Annotated in this window: 21 protein-coding genes; 13 read left to right on the forward strand and 8 right to left on the reverse strand. The window is 69.0% G+C overall.

Annotated features, from left to right (window positions below; genetic code table 11):
- Positions 1-7 precede the first annotated feature (7 nt).
- The 5 genes from alaS (at position 8) to K8O92_19795 (ending at position 6,668) form a co-directional block, all read left to right on the forward strand.
- The gene (alaS, locus tag K8O92_19775) at positions 8-2,677 is read left to right on the forward strand and encodes an alanine--tRNA ligase (GenBank protein ID UAK30184.1); all 2,670 of its coding nucleotides are present in this window, start codon (positions 8-10) and stop codon (positions 2,675-2,677) included.
- Positions 2,677-3,240, forward strand: coding sequence for a Holliday junction resolvase RuvX (gene ruvX, locus K8O92_19780; GenBank protein UAK30185.1), 564 nt, complete (start codon positions 2,677-2,679; stop codon positions 3,238-3,240). The genes alaS and ruvX overlap by 1 nt, the downstream gene beginning before the upstream one ends.
- On the forward strand, positions 3,237-4,739 hold the full coding sequence (locus K8O92_19785; GenBank protein UAK30186.1) for an endolytic transglycosylase MltG: 1,503 nt from the start codon (positions 3,237-3,239) through the stop codon (positions 4,737-4,739). Before ruvX ends, K8O92_19785 begins: the two co-directional genes overlap by 4 nt.
- Complete coding sequence (locus K8O92_19790; protein UAK30187.1) at positions 4,729-5,556, forward strand: shikimate dehydrogenase; 828 nt, start codon at positions 4,729-4,731, stop codon at positions 5,554-5,556. The genes K8O92_19785 and K8O92_19790 overlap by 11 nt, the downstream gene beginning before the upstream one ends.
- Positions 5,557-6,176: 620 nt before the next feature.
- Positions 6,177-6,668, forward strand: coding sequence for a B-4DMT family transporter (locus K8O92_19795; GenBank protein ID UAK30188.1), 492 nt, complete (start codon positions 6,177-6,179; stop codon positions 6,666-6,668).
- Positions 6,669-6,735: 67 nt separating this feature from the next.
- Here the strand turns inward: K8O92_19795 and aroB are convergent, their stop codons facing one another.
- The 5 genes from aroB to K8O92_19820 form a co-directional block, all read right to left on the reverse strand.
- Positions 6,736-7,857 carry a 3-dehydroquinate synthase gene (gene aroB, locus K8O92_19800; GenBank protein ID UAK30189.1) on the reverse strand — a complete coding sequence of 374 codons (1,122 nt, stop codon included), beginning with the start codon at positions 7,855-7,857 and terminating at the stop codon, positions 6,736-6,738.
- Positions 7,854-8,738 (reverse strand): shikimate kinase, encoded by an 885-nt coding sequence (locus K8O92_19805; GenBank protein ID UAK30190.1) that lies wholly within the window; start codon positions 8,736-8,738, stop codon positions 7,854-7,856. The genes aroB and K8O92_19805 overlap by 4 nt, the downstream gene beginning before the upstream one ends.
- Complete coding sequence (gene aroC / locus K8O92_19810; protein ID UAK30191.1) at positions 8,735-9,952, reverse strand: chorismate synthase; 1,218 nt, start codon at positions 9,950-9,952, stop codon at positions 8,735-8,737. The genes K8O92_19805 and aroC overlap by 4 nt, the downstream gene beginning before the upstream one ends.
- A gap of 89 nt (positions 9,953-10,041) precedes the next feature.
- Positions 10,042-10,923 carry a universal stress protein gene (locus K8O92_19815; protein UAK30192.1) on the reverse strand — a complete coding sequence of 294 codons (882 nt, stop codon included), beginning with the start codon at positions 10,921-10,923 and terminating at the stop codon, positions 10,042-10,044.
- A 203-nt stretch (positions 10,924-11,126) separates the two neighbouring features.
- A complete protein-coding gene (locus K8O92_19820; protein UAK30193.1) occupies positions 11,127-11,594 on the reverse strand; it encodes an A24 family peptidase in 468 nt (155 codons plus the stop codon).
- Between the two features lie 222 nt (positions 11,595-11,816).
- Between K8O92_19820 and K8O92_19825 the strand changes: the two genes are divergently transcribed.
- Genes K8O92_19825 through K8O92_19840 form a run of 4 tightly spaced genes read left to right on the forward strand, consistent with a single transcriptional unit; the run spans position 11,817 to position 14,360 of the window.
- Entirely contained in the window at positions 11,817-12,944 is a 1,128-nt protein-coding gene (locus tag K8O92_19825; GenBank protein UAK30194.1) for a Xaa-Pro peptidase family protein, read from the forward strand.
- A gap of 48 nt (positions 12,945-12,992) precedes the next feature.
- Entirely contained in the window at positions 12,993-13,556 is a 564-nt protein-coding gene (gene efp, locus K8O92_19830; protein UAK30195.1) for an elongation factor P, read from the forward strand.
- Positions 13,557-13,590: 34 nt separating this feature from the next.
- Positions 13,591-14,100, forward strand: a complete 510-nt coding sequence (gene nusB / locus K8O92_19835; GenBank protein UAK30196.1) for a transcription antitermination factor NusB — start codon at positions 13,591-13,593, stop codon at positions 14,098-14,100.
- Positions 14,097-14,360, forward strand: coding sequence for a YciI family protein (locus tag K8O92_19840; GenBank protein UAK30197.1), 264 nt, complete (start codon positions 14,097-14,099; stop codon positions 14,358-14,360). Before nusB ends, K8O92_19840 begins: the two co-directional genes overlap by 4 nt.
- A 264-nt stretch (positions 14,361-14,624) precedes the next feature.
- Here the strand turns inward: K8O92_19840 and K8O92_19845 are convergent, their stop codons facing one another.
- Positions 14,625-15,896 carry an arsenic transporter gene (locus tag K8O92_19845; protein UAK35824.1) on the reverse strand — a complete coding sequence of 424 codons (1,272 nt, stop codon included), beginning with the start codon at positions 15,894-15,896 and terminating at the stop codon, positions 14,625-14,627.
- Between the two features lie 228 nt (positions 15,897-16,124).
- Between K8O92_19845 and K8O92_19850 the strand changes: the two genes are divergently transcribed.
- The 4 genes from K8O92_19850 to K8O92_19865 all read left to right on the forward strand — a co-directional run bounded on the left by K8O92_19850 (position 16,125) and on the right by K8O92_19865 (position 19,161).
- Complete coding sequence (locus tag K8O92_19850) at positions 16,125-16,613, forward strand: DMT family transporter (GenBank protein ID UAK30198.1); 489 nt, start codon at positions 16,125-16,127, stop codon at positions 16,611-16,613.
- 64 nt (positions 16,614-16,677) lie between these two features.
- Positions 16,678-17,181 (forward strand): DMT family transporter, encoded by a 504-nt coding sequence (locus tag K8O92_19855; GenBank protein ID UAK30199.1) that lies wholly within the window; start codon positions 16,678-16,680, stop codon positions 17,179-17,181.
- Positions 17,182-17,280: 99 nt separating this feature from the next.
- Positions 17,281-17,814 (forward strand): DUF4334 domain-containing protein, encoded by a 534-nt coding sequence (locus K8O92_19860; protein ID UAK30200.1) that lies wholly within the window; start codon positions 17,281-17,283, stop codon positions 17,812-17,814.
- Positions 17,815-17,934: 120 nt separating this feature from the next.
- Positions 17,935-19,161 carry an FAD-dependent oxidoreductase gene (locus K8O92_19865; GenBank protein ID UAK30201.1) on the forward strand — a complete coding sequence of 409 codons (1,227 nt, stop codon included), beginning with the start codon at positions 17,935-17,937 and terminating at the stop codon, positions 19,159-19,161.
- A gap of 38 nt (positions 19,162-19,199) precedes the next feature.
- Here the strand turns inward: K8O92_19865 and K8O92_19870 are convergent, their stop codons facing one another.
- Positions 19,200-20,366, reverse strand: a complete 1,167-nt coding sequence (locus K8O92_19870) for a hypothetical protein (GenBank protein ID UAK30202.1) — start codon at positions 20,364-20,366, stop codon at positions 19,200-19,202.
- A 40-nt stretch (positions 20,367-20,406) separates the two neighbouring features.
- Positions 20,407-21,375: a zinc-binding dehydrogenase gene (locus tag K8O92_19875; protein UAK35825.1), complete on the reverse strand. Its 969-nt coding sequence runs from the start codon at positions 21,373-21,375 to the stop codon at positions 20,407-20,409.
- Positions 21,376-21,434: the final 59 nt, after the last annotated feature.

Raw genomic sequence — 21,434 nt, forward strand, 5'->3', positions numbered from 1 at the left:
GGTATTCGTGCAGACCCACGAAATCAGACGGCGTTTCCTGGACCATTTCCTCCGTGCCGGCCATACCGAGGTGCCGAGTGCCTCGCTGATCCTGGCCGACCCGAACCTCCTGTTCGTCAACGCAGGCATGGTCCAGTTCAAGCCGTATTTCCTGGGTCAGGAGGCGCCGCCCTACCCGCGCGCGACCAGCGTGCAGAAATGCGTGCGGACCGGCGACATCGAAGAGGTCGGCATCACCACGCGGCACAACACGTTCTTCCAGATGGCGGGGAACTTCTCCTTCGGCGACTACTTCAAGGAGGGGGCGATCACCCTCGCCTGGGAGCTGATCGCCAAACCGCAGGACGAAGGCGGTTACGGGTTCGACCCGGAGCGGATCTGGGTCACCGTGTACGAGGACGACCCGGAGACCGCGGAGATCTGGAAGCGGGTGGCGGGCATCCCCGAACAACGCATCCAGTTCCGCGACGGCAAGGACAACTACTGGGACATGGGCGTGCCCGGCCCGGGTGGTCCGTGCTCGGAGATCTACTACGACCGCGGACCCGAGCACGGCCGCGACGGCGGCCCGGTCGCCGACGAGGACCGCTACCTCGAGATCTGGAATCTCGTGTTCATGCAGGACGTCCGTGGTGAGCTGAGCCCCAAGCTCGGGCATCCTCCGGTCGGGTCGCTGCCGAAGCGGAACATCGACACCGGAATGGGCGTCGAGCGGATCGCGCTGCTGCTGCAGGGTGTGGACAATGTCTACGAGACCGACCTGCTCCGTCCGATCATCGACAAGGCCGAGGAGCTGACCGGGCGCTCCTACGGCGTCCAGCACGAGGACGATGTCCGCTTCCGCGTGATCGCCGATCACGCCCGCACCGCCGCGATGCTGATCGCCGACGGCGTGAATCCGGGCAACGATGGCCGCGGCTACGTGCTGCGCCGCCTGTTGCGCCGCATCGTGCGCTCGGCCCGCCTGCTGGGCGCGGAGAAGCCGGTGATGAGCGAGTTCATGAGGGTCGTCAGCGACCTGATGGCCCCGTCCTACCCGGAGCTGGCCACCGATTTCCGACGCATCGAGACCGTCGCGGTCGGCGAGGAGACGGCGTTCCTGAAGACGCTGAACACCGGCTCCACGCTGTTCGACAACACCGCCGCCGCGGTCAAGGCCGCCGGCGGCGCCACGATCGCCGGATCGGACGCGTTCACCTTGCACGACACCTACGGCTTCCCGATCGACCTGACGCTGGAGATGGCCGCCGAGGCCGGGCTGTCGGTCGACGAAGAGGGCTTCCGCTCGCTCATGGCCGAGCAGCGCAAGCGTGCCAAGGAGGACGCGCAGGCCCGCAAGCACGCCCACGCGGACCTCACCGTCTACAAGGAACTGGTCGACCGCGGCGCCACCGAGTTCACCGGCTTCGACGAGCTCACCTCCGAGGCCACCGTGCTCGCCCTGATCGCCGACGGCGTGCGGGTGCCGACCGCGACCGCGGGGCACGACGTCGAGGTCATCCTGGACCGCAGCCCGCTCTACGCCGAGTCCGGGGGCCAGATCGCCGACCGTGGCTCCATCACCGCCTCATCGGGCCTGAAGCTGCGCGTGAACGACGTGCAGAAGATCGCCAAGAAGGTCTGGGTGCACAAGACCACGGTGGAGCACGGCCAGATCACCGAGGGCGACGTCGTGCTCGCGCAGGCCGACCCGGCGTGGCGGCGCGGCGCCACACAGGGCCATTCCGGCACGCACATGGTGCACGCCGCCCTCCGGCAGGTGCTCGGCCCGAACGCCGTGCAGGCCGGTTCGCTGAACAAGCCGGGCTACCTGCGCTTCGACTTCAACTGGCAGGGCCAGCTGTCCGAGCAGCAGAAGGCCGACATCGAAGCCGTCTCCAACGACGCGGTCGGCGCCGACTTCCCGGTGAACACCTTCGTCACCGATCTGCCGAAGGCCAAGCAGATGGGCGCGCTGGCCCTGTTCGGCGAGAACTACGGCAACGAGGTCCGCGTCGTGGAGATCGGCGGCCCGTTCTCGATGGAGCTGTGCGGTGGCACGCACGTGGAGCATTCCTCGCAGATCGGCCCGATCACGGTGCTCGGTGAGGCGTCGGTCGGCTCCGGGGTACGCCGGGTCGAGGCGTTCGTCGGTTTGGACTCCTACAAGTACCTGGCCAAGGAGCGGGCGCTGCTGGCCGGTGTCGCCTCCGCGCTGAAGGTGCCCTCCGAAGAGGTGCCCGGCCGTGTCGAGCAGCTGGTGGAGCGGCTCAAGGTGGCCGAGAAGGAACTCGAGCGCACCAAGATGGCCGCCGTGCTGTCCTCGGCGGGCAGATTCGTCGAGGAGGCCGAGCGAATCGGCCGCCTGCTGCTGGTCGCCGTGGCCGCGCCCGAGGGCGTGCCCGCCGGCGATCTGCGCACGCTGGCCACCGACATCCGCGGCCGGTTCGGCAGCGAGCCCGCCGTGGTGGTGCTGCTGGGCAACGCCGACGGCAAGGTGCCGTTCGTGGTCGCCGTGAACAAGCCCGCCCAGGAGCTCGGCGTCAAGGCGGGCGATCTGGTCGGCAGCTTCGGTCCCAGCATCGCGGGACGGGGCGGCGGCAAGCCGGAGATGGCCCAGGGCGCGGGTTCGGATCCGTCCGGCATCCCGGCGGGCCTGGCCGCGGTCCGCGCGCGGGTGGCCGAACTCGCCGGGTGATGGGCGAGGCCGCGGAACCGGAGAGGTCGGCGCAGCGCGGCGCCGACCGGCCGCATCCCGCCACCGATCCCGGTCGGGGCAGGCGGATCGGCGTCGACGTCGGCAGTGTCCGGATCGGGGTCGCCGCGTGTGATCCCGACGGGATTCTCGCCACCCCGGTGGAGACCGTGCCGCGCGCGAAACAGTCCAGAGGGACGGCTTCCGCACCCGATATCGAAAGAATTGCCGAAATTGTGCGGGAGTACGAGGCAGTCGAGGTAATTGTGGGATTCCCGCGAACATTACGCGGGGAGAAGGGGACTGCCGCTACGCTGGCCAGCGCATTCGCTGAGCGATTGCGGGCCGCCGTCGGGCCGGTGCCGGTCCGGCTTTCCGACGAACGTTTGACTACGGTGTCAGCTGCACGTGCATTGCGGGACAGCGGAGTTCGCGCGCGTGGCCAGCGGCAGGTGATCGATCAGGCGGCGGCCGTGTCGATCCTGCAAGGATGGTTGGACGAACGGAGTGCGGTGTTGAGGTCGGTGGAAGCGGGACGTCCCGCGTCGCCCGGGGACGATGCATGACGGATCGGTGGGCGCGGGCCGAGGAACTGTTCCGACAGCGCGAAGCTGATCGGCGTTACCGGAGAGACGACCGGGCCTGGGACGAACACGAGGGCGACGAGTACGACTACTACGACGACGATACGACCGTCATCCCCCGTTACGTCGACGACGAGGAGGAGGAGGAGCCACCCGCGCCGCCACCTCCACCGCGGCGCGGCGGGCAACGCCCGAGGGCCACGAACGCGGAGTCGCCGCGCCGCTCGAAGCGCGGCGAGTCGAAACGCGCCGAGCCCGGGCGTTCCGGCCGCTTGCAGCGCGGGAAGCGATCCCGGGTCGCTTCCCGTAAAGCGGCCGAGCGCAAGAAGCGCCGCCGGAACCTATGGTTCGTCGCGGGCACCTTCATCCTGCTGTTCGCCGGCGCCGTGATCTTCGCCGGGATGAAGCTGATCGGCGGTATGGCTCCGCCGAAGGACTTCGCGGGGCCAGGGGGACCGCTGGTGGTGGTGCAAGTGCATCCGGGCGACACCTCGCAGCAGATCGCCTCGACGATGATGGAGCGCGGCGTCGTCGCGAGCACGGGCGCGTTCTTCCAAGCGGCTGTGCGCAACGCGAACATGAGCACGGTGCAGCCCGGCTTCTACGCGATCCCCAGCCAGAGCCCCGCCGTGGAGGCGGTGGCCGCGCTGGTCGGCAAGGATTCCAGGGTCGGCAACCTGGTCGTCTCCGAGGGACGGCTGCTGCACGACCAGCACGACATGAGCACCGGCGGGCGGTATGACGGCATCTACCGCAAGATCGCCGAGGCCAGCTGCATCGGCACCGGCCCCAACCAGAAGTGCGTGACCTACGAACAGCTCGACGCCGCGGGCGCGGGCTTGGACCTGGCCGCGCTGGGGGTGCCCGCCTGGGCGATGCAGGGTGTCAAGGACTGCCCGGACCGCACGCGGCAGCTGGAAGGCTTGATCGCCGCGGGCACCTGGGATTTCGATCCCAGCGGCACACCGGAGCAGATCCTGCGGCAACTGGTGAGCGCGAGCGCGAAGAGCTACGAGTCCACCGGCCTGCTGCAGTCCGGCGCCGACACGAAACTGACGCCGTACGAGACGCTGGTGGCCGCCTCGCTGGTGGAACGTGAGGCGAAACCCGAGGACATGGGCAAGGTCGCGCGGGTGATCGTCAACCGGTTGCGGGTCGATCAGATGCTGCAGTTCGACTCGACGGTGAACTACACCCTCGATCGCACCGAAGTGGCGACCACCGACGCCGACCGCGCCCAGGAAACCGCCTGGAACACCTACGCGATGCGTGGCCTGCCCAAGACTCCGATCGCGGCCCCGTCGTTGAACGCGCTGCGGGCCATGGAGAATCCGGAGCCGGGGCCGTGGCTGTACTTCGTCACCGTCGACAAGCAGGGCACCACCCTGTTCACCGACGACTATCAGGAGCATCTGCGCCTGATCGCACGGGCGCAGCGCAGCGGCATTCTGGACAGTTCCAAGGACAGTGGTGGCCGCTAGTCGCAAGGCGGCGGTGCTCGGCAAACCGATCGCGCACTCGCGATCGCCACAGCTGCACCTGGCCGCGTATCGCGCGCTCGGGCTGAACTGGACCTACGAGCGCATCGAGTGCTCAGCCGAGCAGCTGCCCGGGTTGGTCGACGGGCTCGGCCCGGAATGGGTCGGGCTCTCGGTGACCATGCCCGGCAAGGAAGCGGCACTGGCCTACGCGAACGAGCGCACCGAACGCGCCGTGCTCGTCGGGTCGGCCAATACGCTGGTCCGCACCGAAGGCGGCTGGCGCGCCGACTGCACCGACGTGGACGGCGTGCTCGGCGCGCTGCGCGGCGCCGGGGTCGAGGAGCTGACCGAGGGCGTGGTTCTGGGGGCGGGCGGCACCGCGCGGCCCGCGCTGCTCGCGTTGTCGGAACTGGGGGCCAAGACGGTCACCGTGGTCGCGCGGGATCCGGGCCGGGCGCGCGGCGCGCTGGAACTGGCCGAGCGGCTCGGAATGATCGCCGCACTGGCCGCCTTCGAGGCCGGACCTCTCCAGGGGATCTGTGCGGCGGCAGGCGCCGTGGTCAGCACCGTTCCCACCACCGCGGCCGCGGTGGTCGCCCCCGCGGTGGCCGAGGCTCCGGTGGTGCTCGACGCGATCTACAACCCGTGGCCCACTCCGTTGGCGGAGGCCGTCGAACGCGCGGGCCACACCGTCGTCAGCGGATTGCAGATGCTGTTGAACCAGGCGTACGGGCAGGTCGAGCTGTTCACCGGGCAACCTGCGCCGCGCGCGGAGATGGCGGCGGCGATGGGCGAGGGGCATCGACCCGGGAATTGAAACCAGTTCTGTTCGTGGTGGCGGTCCGTGTCGGCGTTGGGCGCTCGCAGGACAGGATGGCCCAGCTTCCGAGTACGGTGCCGGGGTGACACTGCTGCGTGGGTGCAGGCCGGGGTCGACATCAGCTCGGTGCGGGGCTGCCCGCGTTCGACTTTCGGGACGACTTGGAGGCGGCGACTCTGCCAACTTGCAGTACCAGTGCGTCCACGCTCATTCCACTGCGGTGGTCGCCGTATTATGCTGTTGTTCAATGCGTTCCAACGGATTCCAAGGGTAGGGAACGCATTACGCATTTCAAGGGGACATTTCAAGGGGAGGGGTAGCGTTATGTTCACTCGAATCGGTATCGCCGCCGCGATGGCGATCGCCGCGTCCGCGTTCGTGTTCGGCGGACAGTCGGCGGCCGCAGCCTCTGGCTGCGCATCGGCGCAGCCCAGCTGGGGGTTCCACTGTGTGGCGTCGGCGTCGAACGTCTCGCTGGCAAGCTGCCGAAAGGACGCGCCGCTCTGGAATGATCGGGCGCGGTGCGTTCGGCGCGATGACGGCAGTGGTAGATACGACCTCTGGGTTCCGTCCAACTGAGCCACGCAGCGCCATAGGCGATGCCGAAAAACACGGCTATGGTGTTTCGCATGAATGCTTGGTGGTTGCGGGCCGTGGTGCTCGGCGCGCTGGTGGTGGCGTTGCGTGCCGTACTCGGGTTCGCGATGGTGTACTGGCCGACGCACGGGGCGCTGATGCGCATTCTGTGCCTGATCGTGCTGGTCGCGGCCATCGTGTCCTGGGGTGTGCTCGACGGTCGCAACGACCGCGCGGCCAGCGGGGACGCGGAACGAGGCGCCGATCTCACCATGATGTGGCTGAAGGCCGCGGTCGCGGCCGGTATCGGCAGCGGCCTCGTCACCTGGATCCTGGACTTCGTTCCCCGGTTCGATCTCGGTGACAACGGCCTGCTGTTCGAAGTGACGGCGGGCGCCTCGTTCATCATCCTGCTGATCTTCGTGCCCGCGCTGATCGGCGTCGGTATCGGCCGGATGCTGGTCGAGCGGCGCAACGGCAAGAAACGCTCCACCCCGCCGTCGATGTACTCCGCCGCGGGTATCGCGATCTGATTCGACGAACGAACGGCGCGCCCGGCCACCCGGGCGCGCCGTTTTCGTGTCTCGAAGTGCTGCGGGTCTACAGCAGGACCGCACCACCGCTCGGGCTGTCCTCCCGAGCGATCGCCGAATAGGCGGCGGCCAGCAGGGTGGGATCGGGTCCTTCCAGGCGACCGGGCTTGGCCAGTCCGTCGAGCACGACGAAGCGCAGCACGCCGGAGCGGGTCTTCTTGTCGGTCTGCATGGCGTCCAGCAACTGGGGCAGCGCGTCGGCATCGTAGCTGGTCGGCAAGCCGACCGCGGACAGGATCGCGCGGTGACGGTCGGCGGTGGCGTCGTCGAGACGGCCCGCGAGACGCCCGAGCTCGGCGGCGAAGACCAGTCCCACGGAGACGGCCGCGCCGTGCCGCCAGCGGTAGCGTTCCCTGCGCTCGATGGCGTGACCGAGCGTGTGGCCGTAGTTGAGGATCTCGCGGAGGCTGGACTCCTTCAGATCGGCGGCCACAACGTCGGCTTTCACCTGGATCGCGCGGCGGATCAGCTCCGGCAGCACCTCGCCGGTCGGGTCGAGCGCGGCCTCCGGGGCCCGCTCCACCAGGTCGAGGATCACCGGGTCGGCGATGAATCCGGCTTTGATGATCTCGGCCATGCCCGCGACGATCTCGTTGCGCGGCACCGTTTCCAGCGTGGCCAGGTCGACCAGCACGGCGGCGGGCTCGTGGAAGCAGCCGACGAGGTTCTTGCCCGCCTCGGTGTTGATTCCGGTCTTGCCGCCGACCGCGGCGTCGACCATCGCCAGCAGCGTGGTCGGCACGTGCACGATGCGCACACCGCGCATCCAGGTGGCGGCGACGAAACCGGCCAGATCGGTCGCAGCGCCGCCGCCGAGGCTGACCACGACGTCGTTGCGGGTCAGGCCGATGCGACCGAGCACCTCCCAGCAGAACCCGGCGACCGCGAGATCCTTGCCCGCCTCGGCGTCCGGGATCTCGATGCGGTGTGCGTCGATACCGGTGTCGGCCAGCGCCTTTCGCACTGCCTCCGCGGTCTCGGTGAGCGGCGGCTGGTGGAAGACGGCCACGGTGCGCACGCCTTTGGTCGCGCCGCTGACCGACTCGACGAGGTCGCCGAGCAACCCGCGGCCGATGATCACCGGGTACGGGTCGGCGGTCCGGACTTCGAGACGACTCGGCTCTGTCACGTGGCTTGCTCCGATTCTGTTGGTGCTGTTGTCGACTGCTGACGTGCCCGGGAGCGGGCACGACGTGCGCGGGCGCGCCGGGATCGGCTGCCTGCCGTCTCAGCGCTGCCCGCCCCGTTCGCGGCGTCGGGTTCGCCCGCGCCGCCCCTGCGGGCGCGGCGGGATCGAACGGTGGCGGTCACGGCGGATTCCGGTGCGGGGCCTGCCGCGGTGTCGGCGGTCTCGTCCTGATCGGTGGCCTTGCGCCGGGCCGCGGTTCTGGCCCGGGCGCGCCGGCGGGCGCGAGACCGGCTGCTGCCCTGCGGGATCCCGCTGGGTGGCGGCCGCAGATCCGCTTCGGCGGGCTCCACCGGCTCCATGCCCAGTTTGGTCATGATCATGCGCACCACCCGGCCGGGGCTGCGGCCGTCGGTGCGGACCCGCACGGTGGCCACCTCCCGGTAGAGCGGACGGCGGGTGCGCATCAGCTCCCGGTACTTCGCGCTGGGGTCGGCGCCGTTGAGCAAGGGGCGCTGAGTGCTCGCCCCCGTGCGCCGAAGCCCTTCGGCCACACTGATCTCCAGATAGACCACGGTGCGGTTGCGCAGCAAGGCTCTGGTATTCGCCGACAGCACGGCGCCGCCACCGAGCGAGACCACACCGCGCTCGGCGAGGACGGCGCGACGCACCACCCGCTCCTCGATCCTGCGGAATTCGGGCTCGCCGTCTTCGGCGAAGATCTCCGGGATCGTGCGACCGGTCTCCCGCTCGATGCCGGCATCGGTGTCGTACAGCTCGACACCGAGTTCCCTGGCGAGCTTGCGGCCGATCGTGGACTTCCCCGCCCCCGGCGGTCCGACCAGCACCACGCGCGGGGCGCGCGGATCGGTCTGCACGATCATTGCGACCGACTGTCCGCGGGCACGTGGGGGCGGGTGCTGATCCGCTTGATGTAGCTGGTGATGTTCTCGGCCGTCTCGGTGAGCGAGTCGCCGCCGAACTTCTCCAGCGCGGCCTGCGCCACGACCAGCGCCACCATGGATTCGGCGACCACGCCCGCCGCGGGCACGGCGCACACGTCCGAACGCTGATGGATGGCGACGGCTTCGTCGCCGGTGGTCATGTCGACCGTGGACAGCGCGCGCGGCACCGTGGAGATCGGCTTCATGGCCGCGCGCACGCGCAACGCCTCGCCATTGGTCATGCCGCCCTCGAGGCCGCCCGCGCGGTTGGTGGAGCGCAGCACGCCGTCGGGGCCGGGGCGCATCTCGTCGTGTGCCTGGCTGCCGCGGCGGCGCGCGGTCTCGAAGCCGTCGCCGACCTCGACGCCCTTGATGGCCTGGATGCCCATGAGCGCGGCCGCGAGGCGGGAGTCGAGCCGGTTCTCGCCGCTGGTGAAGGAGCCCAGGCCGACCGGAAGCCCCTCCACGACCACCTCGACCACTCCGCCGAGGGTGTCGCCGTCCTTCTTGGCCGCCTCGATCTCCGCGATCATCGCGGCTTCGGCGTCCTTGTCGAACGCCCGCACCGGGCTCTCGTCCACCGCGGCGAGGTCGGCGGCGGTCGGCACGATCCCCGAGGTGTTCTGGGCCGTTCCGATCGACACGACGTGCGAGACGACCTCCGCGCCGAACGCCTGGCGCAGGAAATTGCGCGCGACGGTGCCGGCCGCGACGCGCGCGGCGGTCTCTCTGGCGCTGGCGCGCTCGAGCACGTTGCGGGCGTCGTCGAAGTTGTACTTGAGCATGCCGGAGTAGTCCGCGTGTCCGGGCCGGGGCCGCGTCAGCGGGGCATTGCGGGCCAAGTCGGCGAGTTCGGCGGGATCGACCGGGTCGGCGGACATGACCGTGGTCCACTTCGGCCACTCGGAATTGGCCACCTCGATGGCTACCGGGCCGCCCATCGTGCGCCCGTGCCGCACGCCGCCGACGATGGTGACCTTGTCGGCCTCGAACTTCATCCGGGCGCCGCGACCGTATCCCAGCCTGCGGCGGGCCAGCTGCGTGGAGATCTCGTCCGACGTCACCTCGACGCCTGCCACCATTCCCTCGAGGAGGGCGACGAGAGCGGGACCATGGGATTCTCCGGCAGTTATCCAACGCAGCACGTCGTTCATCTTCCCATGTCGACGCCGGTGCCCGGGAACGTGGCCCGCCGTGACGACGCGCACGCCAGGGCAGGGCCGGATACCGCGACCCGGCGCGCTCAGCGAGCTATGACGATGGTGCGATCCACCGACCGCAGCAACGCGTCACCGACAGAGCCGAACAGCAGCCGTCCCAAAGTCCCTCGGCCACGACTGCCCACCACCAGCAGCTGTCCGTCCCGCGAGCGCTCGAGCAGCCGCCGCTCCGGACGGTCGCGGACGACCTCACGCCGGATGGTCACCTCCGGGTACTGCTCCTGCCAACCCGCCAGGCTCGCGGCCAGCGCCGCTTCCTCGGTCCGGCGCAGCGCGGCCCAGTCGGTGCCGATGGCGGCGAGCGGCTCGACTTCGCCCCAGGTGTGCACGGCCACCAATTCGACCCCGCGCAGCGACGCCTCGGTCACCGCCACCTCGATCGCCGCCTGCTCGTCGGTGGAGGCGTCCACCCCGACGATCACCGGGCTGGTGCCGGCCCGGTCCCACAGTGGCGCTTCGGCGGGTACCACCGCCACCGGGCAGCCCGCATCCCGGGCGACGGTGGCGCTGACCGATCCGAGAAGGACACGCTGGACTCGCCCGATGCCGCGGGTGCCGACCACGAGCATCGCCGCGCTCCGGGAGCGCTCGATCAGGGCGGTGGCCACGTGCGCGGTGCGGATGTCGGTGCCGATGGCGATGTCGCGCACCACATGTGCGGCCGTTACGGCGGCGTCCGCGGCGCGCTCGATCGCCTCGTCCGCTTCGCGCACCCGCAGCAACGCCGCGGGCCGCGGCGGATCGTCGTTGTCTGAGCCGAGCGACGACTCGACGACCAACGAGATGTGCAGGGGCGCGTCGTGCAGCGCGGCGGTCTGCGCGGCCCAGCGCACCGCGACCATCGACTCGGCGGAACCGTCGGTTCCCACCACGATCGGCTTCCGCGACGGATGCCTCGGATTCACTCGGCGGCTCCTTCTCGCTGCATCGCTGGTCTGGCGCACTCGCGGTGGCGATCGCCGAGGTGCCGCACGCGAGCGCGGTTCCGGCGGCTGCTCGGGAAAGTCGTGGCTCGCCATTGATGCTACCGATGAATTGCGGCATATTTGCTGGGTTCGCCGTCCGGTCGATGGCGCGCGGCGGGTTCGCTGTGCGGCAACTGCCCGCCTCAGGTCGAATCCAAGGTCGACGACAGCAAGGCGAGCAATGTCGCCAGGCACATCGCGGGACCGTGCGGCACGGTGACCGCATGGTTGCCGGGCTCGTCGCGGATGAAGAGCATCCGGCACGTCAGCACGCCGACGGCCCCGCATGCCGTGAGCGCCGGTGCTCCGATCGCCGCCCACACCCACGTCTGCGCGCCGCCGAGCGCGGCCGCCCCGCCCAGCGTCACCGCGAGCTTGACGTCCCCCGCGCCCAGCGCGGGGGGCGCGACGAGGTGCACCAGCAGGTACGGCGCCGACAGCAGCAGTGCGCCCAGCAGCGCGTCGGCGAATTGCCCTGTGATCTGCGCATATCCGAGGATCGCCACCATCCCCGAACCGGTCAGTCCGTTCGGTAGCCGCCGTTCACGTAGGTCGAACACTGTCAGGGCCGCGCACCACACGGTGAGCACGCCGCCCGCGAGAGGAGTCATGGCTCCACTCTCGCCCGTCCGCGGCGCGGGAAAGCTGTCGCTGCCCGGAATGTGCACAACGCGATCGAATGTGAACAGGTGACTGTTCAGCAGTCGTCCGGAAGACGAAACATCCTGAGCGCCAGAGTATTAGCGCGTTTCCATGCGCTTCGACGACGACGCGCGGCGCGCTGGGCACGTGTTGCCTGTCGGCCGGAGGTGCGTCGGCGGTAGTTTTGACACATGTGTGCTGATCACCAGGGTCATGTGCCGGACTACGCGGCGCGGCGGGCTGCGCTACGCAGCCTGCTGGTGGAGAACAGGGTGGACGCCCTGCTGGTCACCGATCTGGTGAACATCAGATATCTGACCGGGTTCACCGGCTCGAACGCGGCGCTGCTGGTGCACTCCTGGGACACGCGCACCGCCGAGGAGCGCAGCGTGATCGGCACCGACGGCCGGTATCGAACCCAGGTCGCCGAGCAGGTCCCCGACCTGCGCGCGGAGATCGCGCGGGCTACCGCGCGGCGGATCGTGCAGTTGGCAGGGGAGTGGCAGGTCGGCCGGGTGGGTTTCGAAAGTCACGTCGTCACCGTCGACCAGCACCGCGGCTTCCTCGAACAGCGCACCGGCCTGGAGTTCGTCGCTTCTCCCGGCCTGGTCGAGCAGTTGCGCATGGTCAAGGACGCCTACGAAGTGGAACAGTTGCGCGCGGCCTGCGCGGCGGGTGATGCCGGTCTGGCCGCGCTGCTCGAGCGTGGCGGACTGCGTCCCGGCCGCACCGAGCGCCAGGTGGCCAGGGATCTGGAGTGGGCCATGTTCGAGCACGGCGCGGAAGCGGTGTCGTTCGAGACCATCGTGGCGACCGGAGCGAATTCGGCTGTCCCGCACCATCGTCCGACCGAAGCCGTGCTGGCCGCCGGTGATTTCGTCAAGCTGGACTTCGGCGCGGTGGTCGGCGGCTACCACTCCGACATGACCCGCACCTTCGTGCTGGGCACGCCGACCGACTGGCAGCGCGAGGTGTACGCCCTGGTCGCCGAGGCCCAGCGCGCCGGGCGCGAGGCGCTGCGGCCAGGGGTTCCGGTGGCGGACGTGGACGCCGCGTCGCGGGCGGTGATCGAGGCCGCCGGGCACGGCAAGTTGTTCGTGCACGGTCTCGGCCACGGGGTCGGTCTGCAGATCCACGAAGCACCCGGAATCGCGAAAACCGGAACCGGTACACTTCTGACTGGCGTGGCGGTGACCGTCGAACCAGGTGTGTACTTTCCCGGCCGCGGCGGGGTCCGGATCGAGGACACGCTCGTGGTGCGCGAAGGGGGCCCGGAGTTGCTCACCCACACCAGCAAAGACCTGACCGTCGTCGACTGACGCCGGTCTACCCGAGACCAAGCGGTAGAACGAGGAGATCCGAAGACAGTGGCGGACACCAGCGACTTCAAGAACGGCCTTGTGCTGAAGATCGACGGTCAGCTCCAGCAGATCATCGAATTCCAGCACGTCAAGCCGGGCAAGGGCCCCGCGTTCGTGCGGACCAAGCTGAAGAACGTCGTGTCCGGCAAGGTGGTCGACAAGACCTTCAACGCCGGTGTGAAGGTGGAGACCGCGACCGTCGACCGCCGCGACATGACCTACCTCTACCACGACGGCTCCGACTACGTCTTCATGGACGGCGAGACCTTCGACCAGATCTCCATCTCCGAGGCCACCATCGGTGACGGCGCCCGCTTCCTGCTGGAGAACATGACCGTGCAGGTCTCGATGCACGAGGGCGCGCCGCTGTACGTCGAGCTCCCGGTCTCGATCGAGCTCGTGGTCCAGCACACCGACATCGGGCTGCAGGGTGACCGCTCCACCGGCGGCACCAAGCCCGCCACCTTGGAGACGGGCGCCGAGGTGCAGGTCCCCCTGTTCATCAACACCGGCGACAAGCTGCGTATCGACTCGCGCGACGGCAGCTACCTCGGCCGGGTCAACGCCTGATACCGCGGCCGGCCGATTCCGGGATGATGTGACCGTGGCTGAACAGCCCGTGGACAAGAAGTCCACGTACAAGAAGCTCGGCGCGCGGCACAAGGCCCGCCGCCGGGCGGTCGACCTGCTGTTCGAGGCGGAGGCCAGGGACGTCGACGCAGCCGACCTGGTCGACGAGCGCGCCGAGCTGGCCGCCCGCGACCAGTCGGTCGCGCCGGTGCACGCCTACACCCGCACCTTGGTCGAGGGCGTCGCCGACGACCTCGACCGGGTCGACGGCACCATCGAGTCGTATCTGCAGGATTGGACACTCTCGCGCCTCCCGGCCGTGGATCGCGCGATTCTGCGCATCGCGGTCTGGGAGCTGTTCCACGCGAGCGACGTCCCTCCGGTCGTCGCCGTGGACGAGGCGGTCGAGCTGGCCAAGGAGCTGTCCACCGACGACTCCCCGTCCTTCCTCAACGGCGTGCTGGGCCAGGTCGTCCTGGTGGCGCCGCAGGTGCGAGCCGCCGCGGCGGCGACGAGGGCGCCCCGTCCGGAGCCCGAACTGTGAACAAGTATCTCGTGATGGCGATGCGTACTCCGCGTTTCGACGCCGCCGTGATCGAGCCGCATCGGCAGTTCCTGAAGACACTGCACGACCGGGGACAATTGCAGGAGAGCGGCCGTTTCACCGACGGCACCGGCGGCGCGTACGTGATCTACGCCGAAAACCTCTACGCCGCCCGGGAAATCGTTTTCACCGATCCCGTGCACACCACCGGGGCCTCCGAACTCACCGTCTACGAGTGGGAAATCACCGCAGTGGACTGAGTTCGTCTCTGTGCCTCGAATTCTCGGACTCTCCCCCGATTCCGGCAGAAGGCTCGAAACTCCCGCTGGTGGGTGTACGGATGACCAGCGGGAGCCCAACAGAGCCGGAGTGACTCCGCGTTCTGAGATCGGATCGAGACGAGCTTTTCGATCCTGCCTCGTTCGGATCCTCTGACCTCGACCGCACTCGAGGTCAAGCGGGAGTCGGTCCCAGAGATTCGGAAGTGGCTGTTCACTGACGCGAATCATCGGCGGTCTCGACGGCTAACCCCAGATCAACAGCGCCGCCACCGCCCCTGCGGTGGCGACCACCGCGAGGACGAGGCCGGTCAGGACAAAACGCCGCATGGGTACCCGCACGTCGTGCGTGCGGCAGAACTCCAAGCACAGCAACGTGGCAAGCGAAGCCCAGGGCGTGACGATCGAGCCCACATCGGTGCCGATCAACAACGCGAGAAGCTGATCGCCGTTCTGCGCGGGAATCACCGCCTCGCCCGCGGTGTAGGCCGGCAAGTTGTTGGCGATATTGGACAGGGTCGCGCCCGCGGCGGCGGCCCGGAACGCGCCGGAGGCACCCGGGTCGGTGCCGATCACAGCGTGCATCGCATCGGCCAAGCCGAATCGGCTCAGCGTGGGCACCACCAGGAACAAGCCGACCACGAACACGAGCAGCCGCCAGGGGATGAGCGACAGCCGCAAGGCGCTGCGGTCGAAGACGGCGAACGCCGCCACCGCGATGAGCGCCGCGAGTGTCGCCGCGATACCGATCCGGTCGCCGACCATGGGGATGGCGACGATGAACAGCAGACAGGCCCCCGCGGTGACGAACAACAGCGAGCGCTCTCGGAAGTTCGGGGGGCGGATCGGCTCGGGGGGCACATAGCGCTCGGTTTCCCGCTGTCCGCGCCGCCAGTACCACACCCACAGGCACACCATGGTCGCGACGATCGAAACCAGTTGGGGCGCCCACATCTTCGCTGCGAACTCGGTCGAGGTCAGCGCCACCCGATCGGCGGCGAGCAGGTTGGTGAGATTGGAGACCGGCAGCAGCAGGCTCGCGGTGTTGGCCAGCCAGAGGGTGGTCATGGCCAGAGGGAGCGGCGGAATCCGGGCAGGCGCCGCGAGTGCCAGCAGGACCGGGGCGATCAGTACCGCGGTGGTGTCGAGGTTCAACAGAATCGTCGTGGCGGAGGCGAACAGTACGCAGAGGCCGAACAGTGCCGCGTAGTGGCCTCGACCGAGGATCGCGAGGCGATGGGCGATGACGTCGAAAACCCTGGCTCGTCTGGTGAGTTCGGCCAGCACGATCACGCTGGCGAGAAACAGCAGCAACGGGGCGACGCGTCGCATATTCGCCTCGGCTTCGTCGCGGGGGAGCAGGCCGGTGAGTACACACAGCAGACCGGCCGCCAGTAAGGAGAGACGAACCCGGTCCAGGACGCTCAGCCGCACTCTCCGCCCGGACGTCGGTGTGGCCGCGGCGGCCGTGGACGGGTTCCGAGGGGAAGAATCGACCAGATCGGGCACGAGTGCCATCATGGCAGCCTTTCCTCCATATCCCTTCCCTGTCGGTGCGGGCCTTACCGTGCGATGGAAGGGCGCCGACAACCCGTTGAACGTGCCGTTAGGCGATGGTACGTTATCCGGGTCACAGCGGTCGGACGTCGGCTCGGACACCGTACCGGCCCTATCGCCGGAGCGAAACCATTGTGTCCGAGGCGATCTCGGTGTTCGTCCGCCGCCAAGCCAAGGATGTGTTTGCTCATGACCATCGTCGTCGGACTGGTATTCCTGTTCATACTGGTCGGAGGCGCCTTACGGTCGGCAGAAGCCGGCTGTCAGAACACGCTGATGAACCACATGCGGAATATGTGGCTGTGCGCGGTGATCTCGTATGCCGTTGCGCTGACCGGATTTTTGATCTTCCTCGCCGTATCGTCGAAGACGCCGTGGCCGAGCCTCGATGACGTGCGGAACATGCCGTGGTGGGCGCCGTTCGGCGGCCTGCTGGGCGGCGCGGCGGTGATGGGCATGATCGCCGTAGCCCGGTACGTCGGCGTGGCGACGTTCAGCGCGCTCGTGATCATCGGCGAAATGGTGGTCGCCGTGATCATGGATCACTTCGGACTCATGGGATTCGAGGAGCGATCCGCCAGCCTTCCCCGTTTGCTGGCCTGCGGGTTGATCACACTCGCGATCTACCTGATGACCGACGAACCCGCAGAAGGCGAGCGCACGGCCAGCGTGACCTGACGACGAGATCCACCTCAGCTGCCGGTCAGCCATCCACTTCTCGCACCCCTCCGGAGGGTTCCCGATGACGGTTCGCACCGCCGAAACCCGTACCACCCTGCCGCGTGTCACGACGGCACTCATCTTCGTGTTCATCCTGGTCGGCGGCGCACTGCGCTCCGTGGAAGCGGGCTGTCAGAACTCCTTGAAGCTGGCGTTGAAGAACGTCTGGCTGTGTGGCGTGATCTCCTACGCCGTGGCGTTCACCGGCTTCGCGATCTTCCTCGCGGTGGCGCTGGCCGTCTCCTCCAACCGGCCTTGGCCGACGCGGGCCGACATCCGGACTATGCCCCGGTGGGCGCCGTTCGGCGGTCTGCTGGGCGGTGCGGCGATCCTGGCGATGATCTCCGTGGCGTCCGATGTCGGAGCGGGCACCTTCAATGCGCTGATCATCGCCGGACAGATGTTCGGCGCCCTTGCCATCGACCACGTCGGGCTGATGGGATTCCCGCGGCGCGCGGTGAACCCCAAGCGCGTCGCCGCCTGCGTGATGATCATCGTCGGCATCTATCTCATGGCGACCTACTGAACACTGGGACGAAGCCCCGCAGGCCGCCGCTGGACGCGTTCCTCTGAGAGACAGATAGGGTGTCTATCGCAACGTTGCCTCGGTGAGGAAGTAGGAGAGATGGCCGCGAACGAGCTGACCATGACGGATGTCCACACCGCGCAGGAGGCGTGGGCTCTGTTCGACCGCCTCCCCGCAGCGCGGGTCGAGGAGATCACGACGGGCCGCTGGCGGGGCGAGGAACTGCCCACCGGGCACCCGATGGATGGCGTCCTGGTGGCTTCGGGCTGGTACGGCAAGCAGTTCGACGGCCCGGACAGTGTGCATCCGCTGCTGTTCACCTCGGGCGGCACGGTATTTCCGATCGACCCGCGCCGGGTCCCTCTTTCGCTGGCGGGGAAGGTGCCGCTGCCCGGAGTGCGTGCCGTGCGCAAGATGCTGCCGGTCGTGCGCCCCGCGCTGCGCACGAACAAGCCCACGGCGCGTCTGCGCGAGATCGAATACCGCGGCGTGACCAGTGCCGCGATGGTCTACGACCACCTGCCGATCATCGATCACTTCCGGCGCGCCGACGAGCACACCTTGCTCGGCGTGATGGACCTGCGCGGCATGACCGAACCGTACTTCTTCGTGCTGCACAGGGATATCGGCTGAGGTCCGCCGTGGAATCGGTCGGCCATCGCCGATCCGGTCCGGTGCTTCGCCCGCCACACTAGGATTCGCGCAAACAGGCGACACCTTGCGGCGATGCGGCGACCGAGGGAGACACAGTCGATGGAACGCACGACATGCCTGGTGGTTGGTGGCGGGCCGGCCGGAATGGTGCTCGGGCTGCTGCTCGCGCGAGCCGGTGTCGAGGTCACGGTGCTGGAGAAACACAAGGACTTCCTTCGCGACTTCCGCGGCGACACCGTGCATCCCACCACCCTCGACCTGCTCGACGAACTGGGCCTCGGCGCGGAATTCGCGAAACTGAACGCGCGCAAGGTGGATCAGGTACAACTGCCGATAGCCGGGGGCTTGCAGACCCTGGCGACGCTGAAGAACCTGCCCGGCAAGCACAAGTACGTCGCCATGGTCCCGCAGTGGGACCTGCTGGACCTGCTAGCGCGTGCCGCGCAAGCCGAGTCGACCTTCCGGCTGCGGATGAACACCGAAGCCACCGACTTGATCTGGGTCGACGGCAGGGTCGGCGGCGTGGTCTACCGCAGCGCCGACGGTACGACCGGTTCGATGGAAGCCGACCTCACCGTCGCCTGCGACGGACGCGGCTCGCTGCTGCGCCGCGCCGCGGGACTGCCGACCCGCGAATGGCCCACGCCGATGGACGTCTGGTGGTTTCGCCTGCCACGCACCGGGATCGACCCGGCGGGCGCGCTGCCCATCGTCACCGCCCGGCGGGTCGCGGTCCTGCTCGACCGCGGCGACTACTGGCAGTGCGCGACCCTGATCGCCAAGGGTGCCGACGAATCCGCCCGCCGCGGGCCGGTCGAGGACATCATGCGCGGCCTGGCCGAGGCCGCGCCCTGGCTGCACGACCGGGTCGACGCCCTGACCAGCTGGGACGAGGTCAAGCTGCTCGAGGTCGAACTCGACCGGCTGACCAAGTGGTACACCAACGGTCTGCTCTGTCTCGGCGACGCCGCCCACGCCATGTCCCCGGCCGGTGGCGTCGGCATCAACCTGGCCGTCCAGGACGCCGTCGCCGCGGCCCGAATTCTGGCCCCGCGGCTGCTTTCGGGCACGCTCGGTACCAGGGACCTGGCGAAGGTCCAGCGGCGGCGCAGATTTCCGACCGTCGTGACGCAGGGCATACAGCGGCTGCTGCACGCCAGGGCCATAGCTCCCGCTCTCGACGGACGAATCGACATCGCACGTGCTCCCCGAGCACCGCTGCCGATCCGCGCCCTGCGCCGGATCCCGGTCCTGCGCAGCGTCCCGCCGTTCTTGCTCGCCCGCGGCGTCTTGCCGGAGCACGCTCCATACTTCGCCCGGCGGTAGGTGACGCCGTCGGCTTTCCCGGGTTCCACTCGGAGCGGTCAGGCTGGGGCGAATGGTGTGGAGGTGGGAGGAGTGGCGATCCATCCTGCGACGATCGCGAGACCTGTCGGGCGGTGTACGGCGATGAATCCGAAGGGGCGGTCGAAGGTCACCGAGACGACGGGCGCGTGGTTGCGCCGCAGTGCCGCTGCCGCCGCACGCAACGCGAAGGCCGTGACGGCGGCGGCCTCGAAACCTTCGTGGCTGAACCGGGCGAGCACCTCTTGTGCTCCTTGGCCGACGCAGAGGGGGAAAGGCGAGATCGCCGGAAAATGGCCGCGGCCGCAGTCGGTCGCGGCGGCCAAGCCGAACAAGTCGGATCCGCCGAGCAGGTCGTGGGTGGATCGGATCTCGAAGGGAGGAAGCCGGACCCGTAGCTGACCGCTGCCGGACAGCACCGGCTCGGTGCGTACGGTCAGTCCCGGCCCCACGGTCCCGACCGGCAGGCCGGTGCGGATCGGCGCGTTGCCGGACAACGCCGCAAGTCCCGTGCCGAGCACGGCGCCGGGTGTTCCGGTGCCGAGCAGAAGGTGGACGTCGAGGTCGGCGACGCCCTCGACGACGACGCGCGTGATCGGTTCCGGTGCGTCCAGAATCGCGGCCTTCGTCAGGTCGGTGCTCGTGCGAGTCAACCCGGGCCCGCGATGTCCCTGCCACGGACCTTCGTTCGGTGCCAGCGTCCCGACCTCGAAAGGCACGTGCCATCTGGTCTTCGCGACCAGCGCGGTGGCGAGCACCAGCAACGTGTCGGGATCGACAGTGAGCGGGAACCGCTCGATGAGGCCGGCGGTGTGCCGGGCCGCCCAGCTGTCGAGCTCGGCCTGCCCTGCCAACCGTGCGAGAACGCCGTCGGGGAGCGCCCGCGACCACGCCTCGCGCAGCGGAAGATCGCGACGCACCCACACGCCGAGCGCCGCCGACGTCGCTTCCGCGTGCTCGAGATCGCGCAGCAACCGGAGCGCTCCGTCTAGCCCCTCCGCTGCGGGCACTCCGATCGCTGACGCCAATTCATCCCGCGCCGGACCGTCCGCCGCGGAGGCGAGCAAGGCCAGCAGTGGCCAGACGCCGGCCCCCGACACCACGAAGTCTCGCTCGCCCACCGCCGCGCACCACCGTGCGGTGAGCGCGTTTGCGGAGCCGACATGGGTTTCCGGGGAAGTCCGCACGCCACCCACCCTAGCCACGGTCCCGTCGGCCTCGTGCTGCTCACGACATGATCGGACATGGGCTCAGCACTATTTTGCCCAGCGGCGCCCGATCCTCCAGCAGCCGGTGCGCGTGGCTCGCCTGGTCCAGCGGCAGCACCGCCTCGACCAGCGCGTCGAGCCCACCCGCCGCTGCTCGGGCCAGAACGGTGCTACCCGCCTGGGCGACTCGGTTCGACCAGGCCGGTCCCGCGCAGCCGGTGAAGGTGAGTCCACGCATGATCAGGTCGGTCGCCGTTATCCGCGCGGGTTCTCCGGACAACCACCCGTAACCGAGCAGCCGACCGCGCAACGGCGTCATGAGATCGAGCAGGCCCGACGAGCTGTCACCACCTATCGAGTCGAACACCACGTCCACCGTTGCGCCGCCGAGTGCCTCGCGCAACCGCGTGGTCCACGCCGGGTCGTTGTGGTCGATCACCTCGTCGGCTCCCAGCTCGCGGGCATGGGCGGCCTTGTCGGGACCACCGGCCGTGCCGATGACGCGACCCGCCCCGAATTCTTTGGCGAGCTGGGTCAGGGCGCTGCCGACGCCGGTGGCGGCCGCCTCGATCAGGACGGTCTCGGCCCCGGTCAGCGCGGCGGTCTCCAGCAATGGGATCGCCACCGAACCGTTCATCAGTACCGCCGCCGCGTCCACCGAGGACAGGCCGTCCGGGATGAGCGTCACGGAATCAGCCGCAGCGGCGATGAATTCGGCGTAGGCGCCGGAACCATTGGTGGACACGACGACACGTCGCCCGGTCAGCGCCGGATCGACATGCGTGCCGACCTCGGTGACGACTCCCGCGGCCTGGAAACCGAAGACCAGCGGCAGCGGCGCACCGATCGGGAACTCGCCGGAACGCAGTTTGGTCTCCGGGAACAGCACCGGAATCGCCTCGGCGCGGATCACCACCTCGTCCGCCGCCGCCCGCGGCGTCGGGACCTCCTGGGCCACCAGCACGTCCGGGCTGCCCTGTGCCGTCATTACGATTGCCCGCATCACTAACTCCATAAGTTGACTGTCGGTCCAATTAGCCCCTCGAT

It is taken from the genome of Nocardia asteroides, assembly GCA_019930625.1.
In the GTDB taxonomy this organism is placed as follows: domain Bacteria; phylum Actinomycetota; class Actinomycetes; order Mycobacteriales; family Mycobacteriaceae; genus Nocardia; species Nocardia sputi.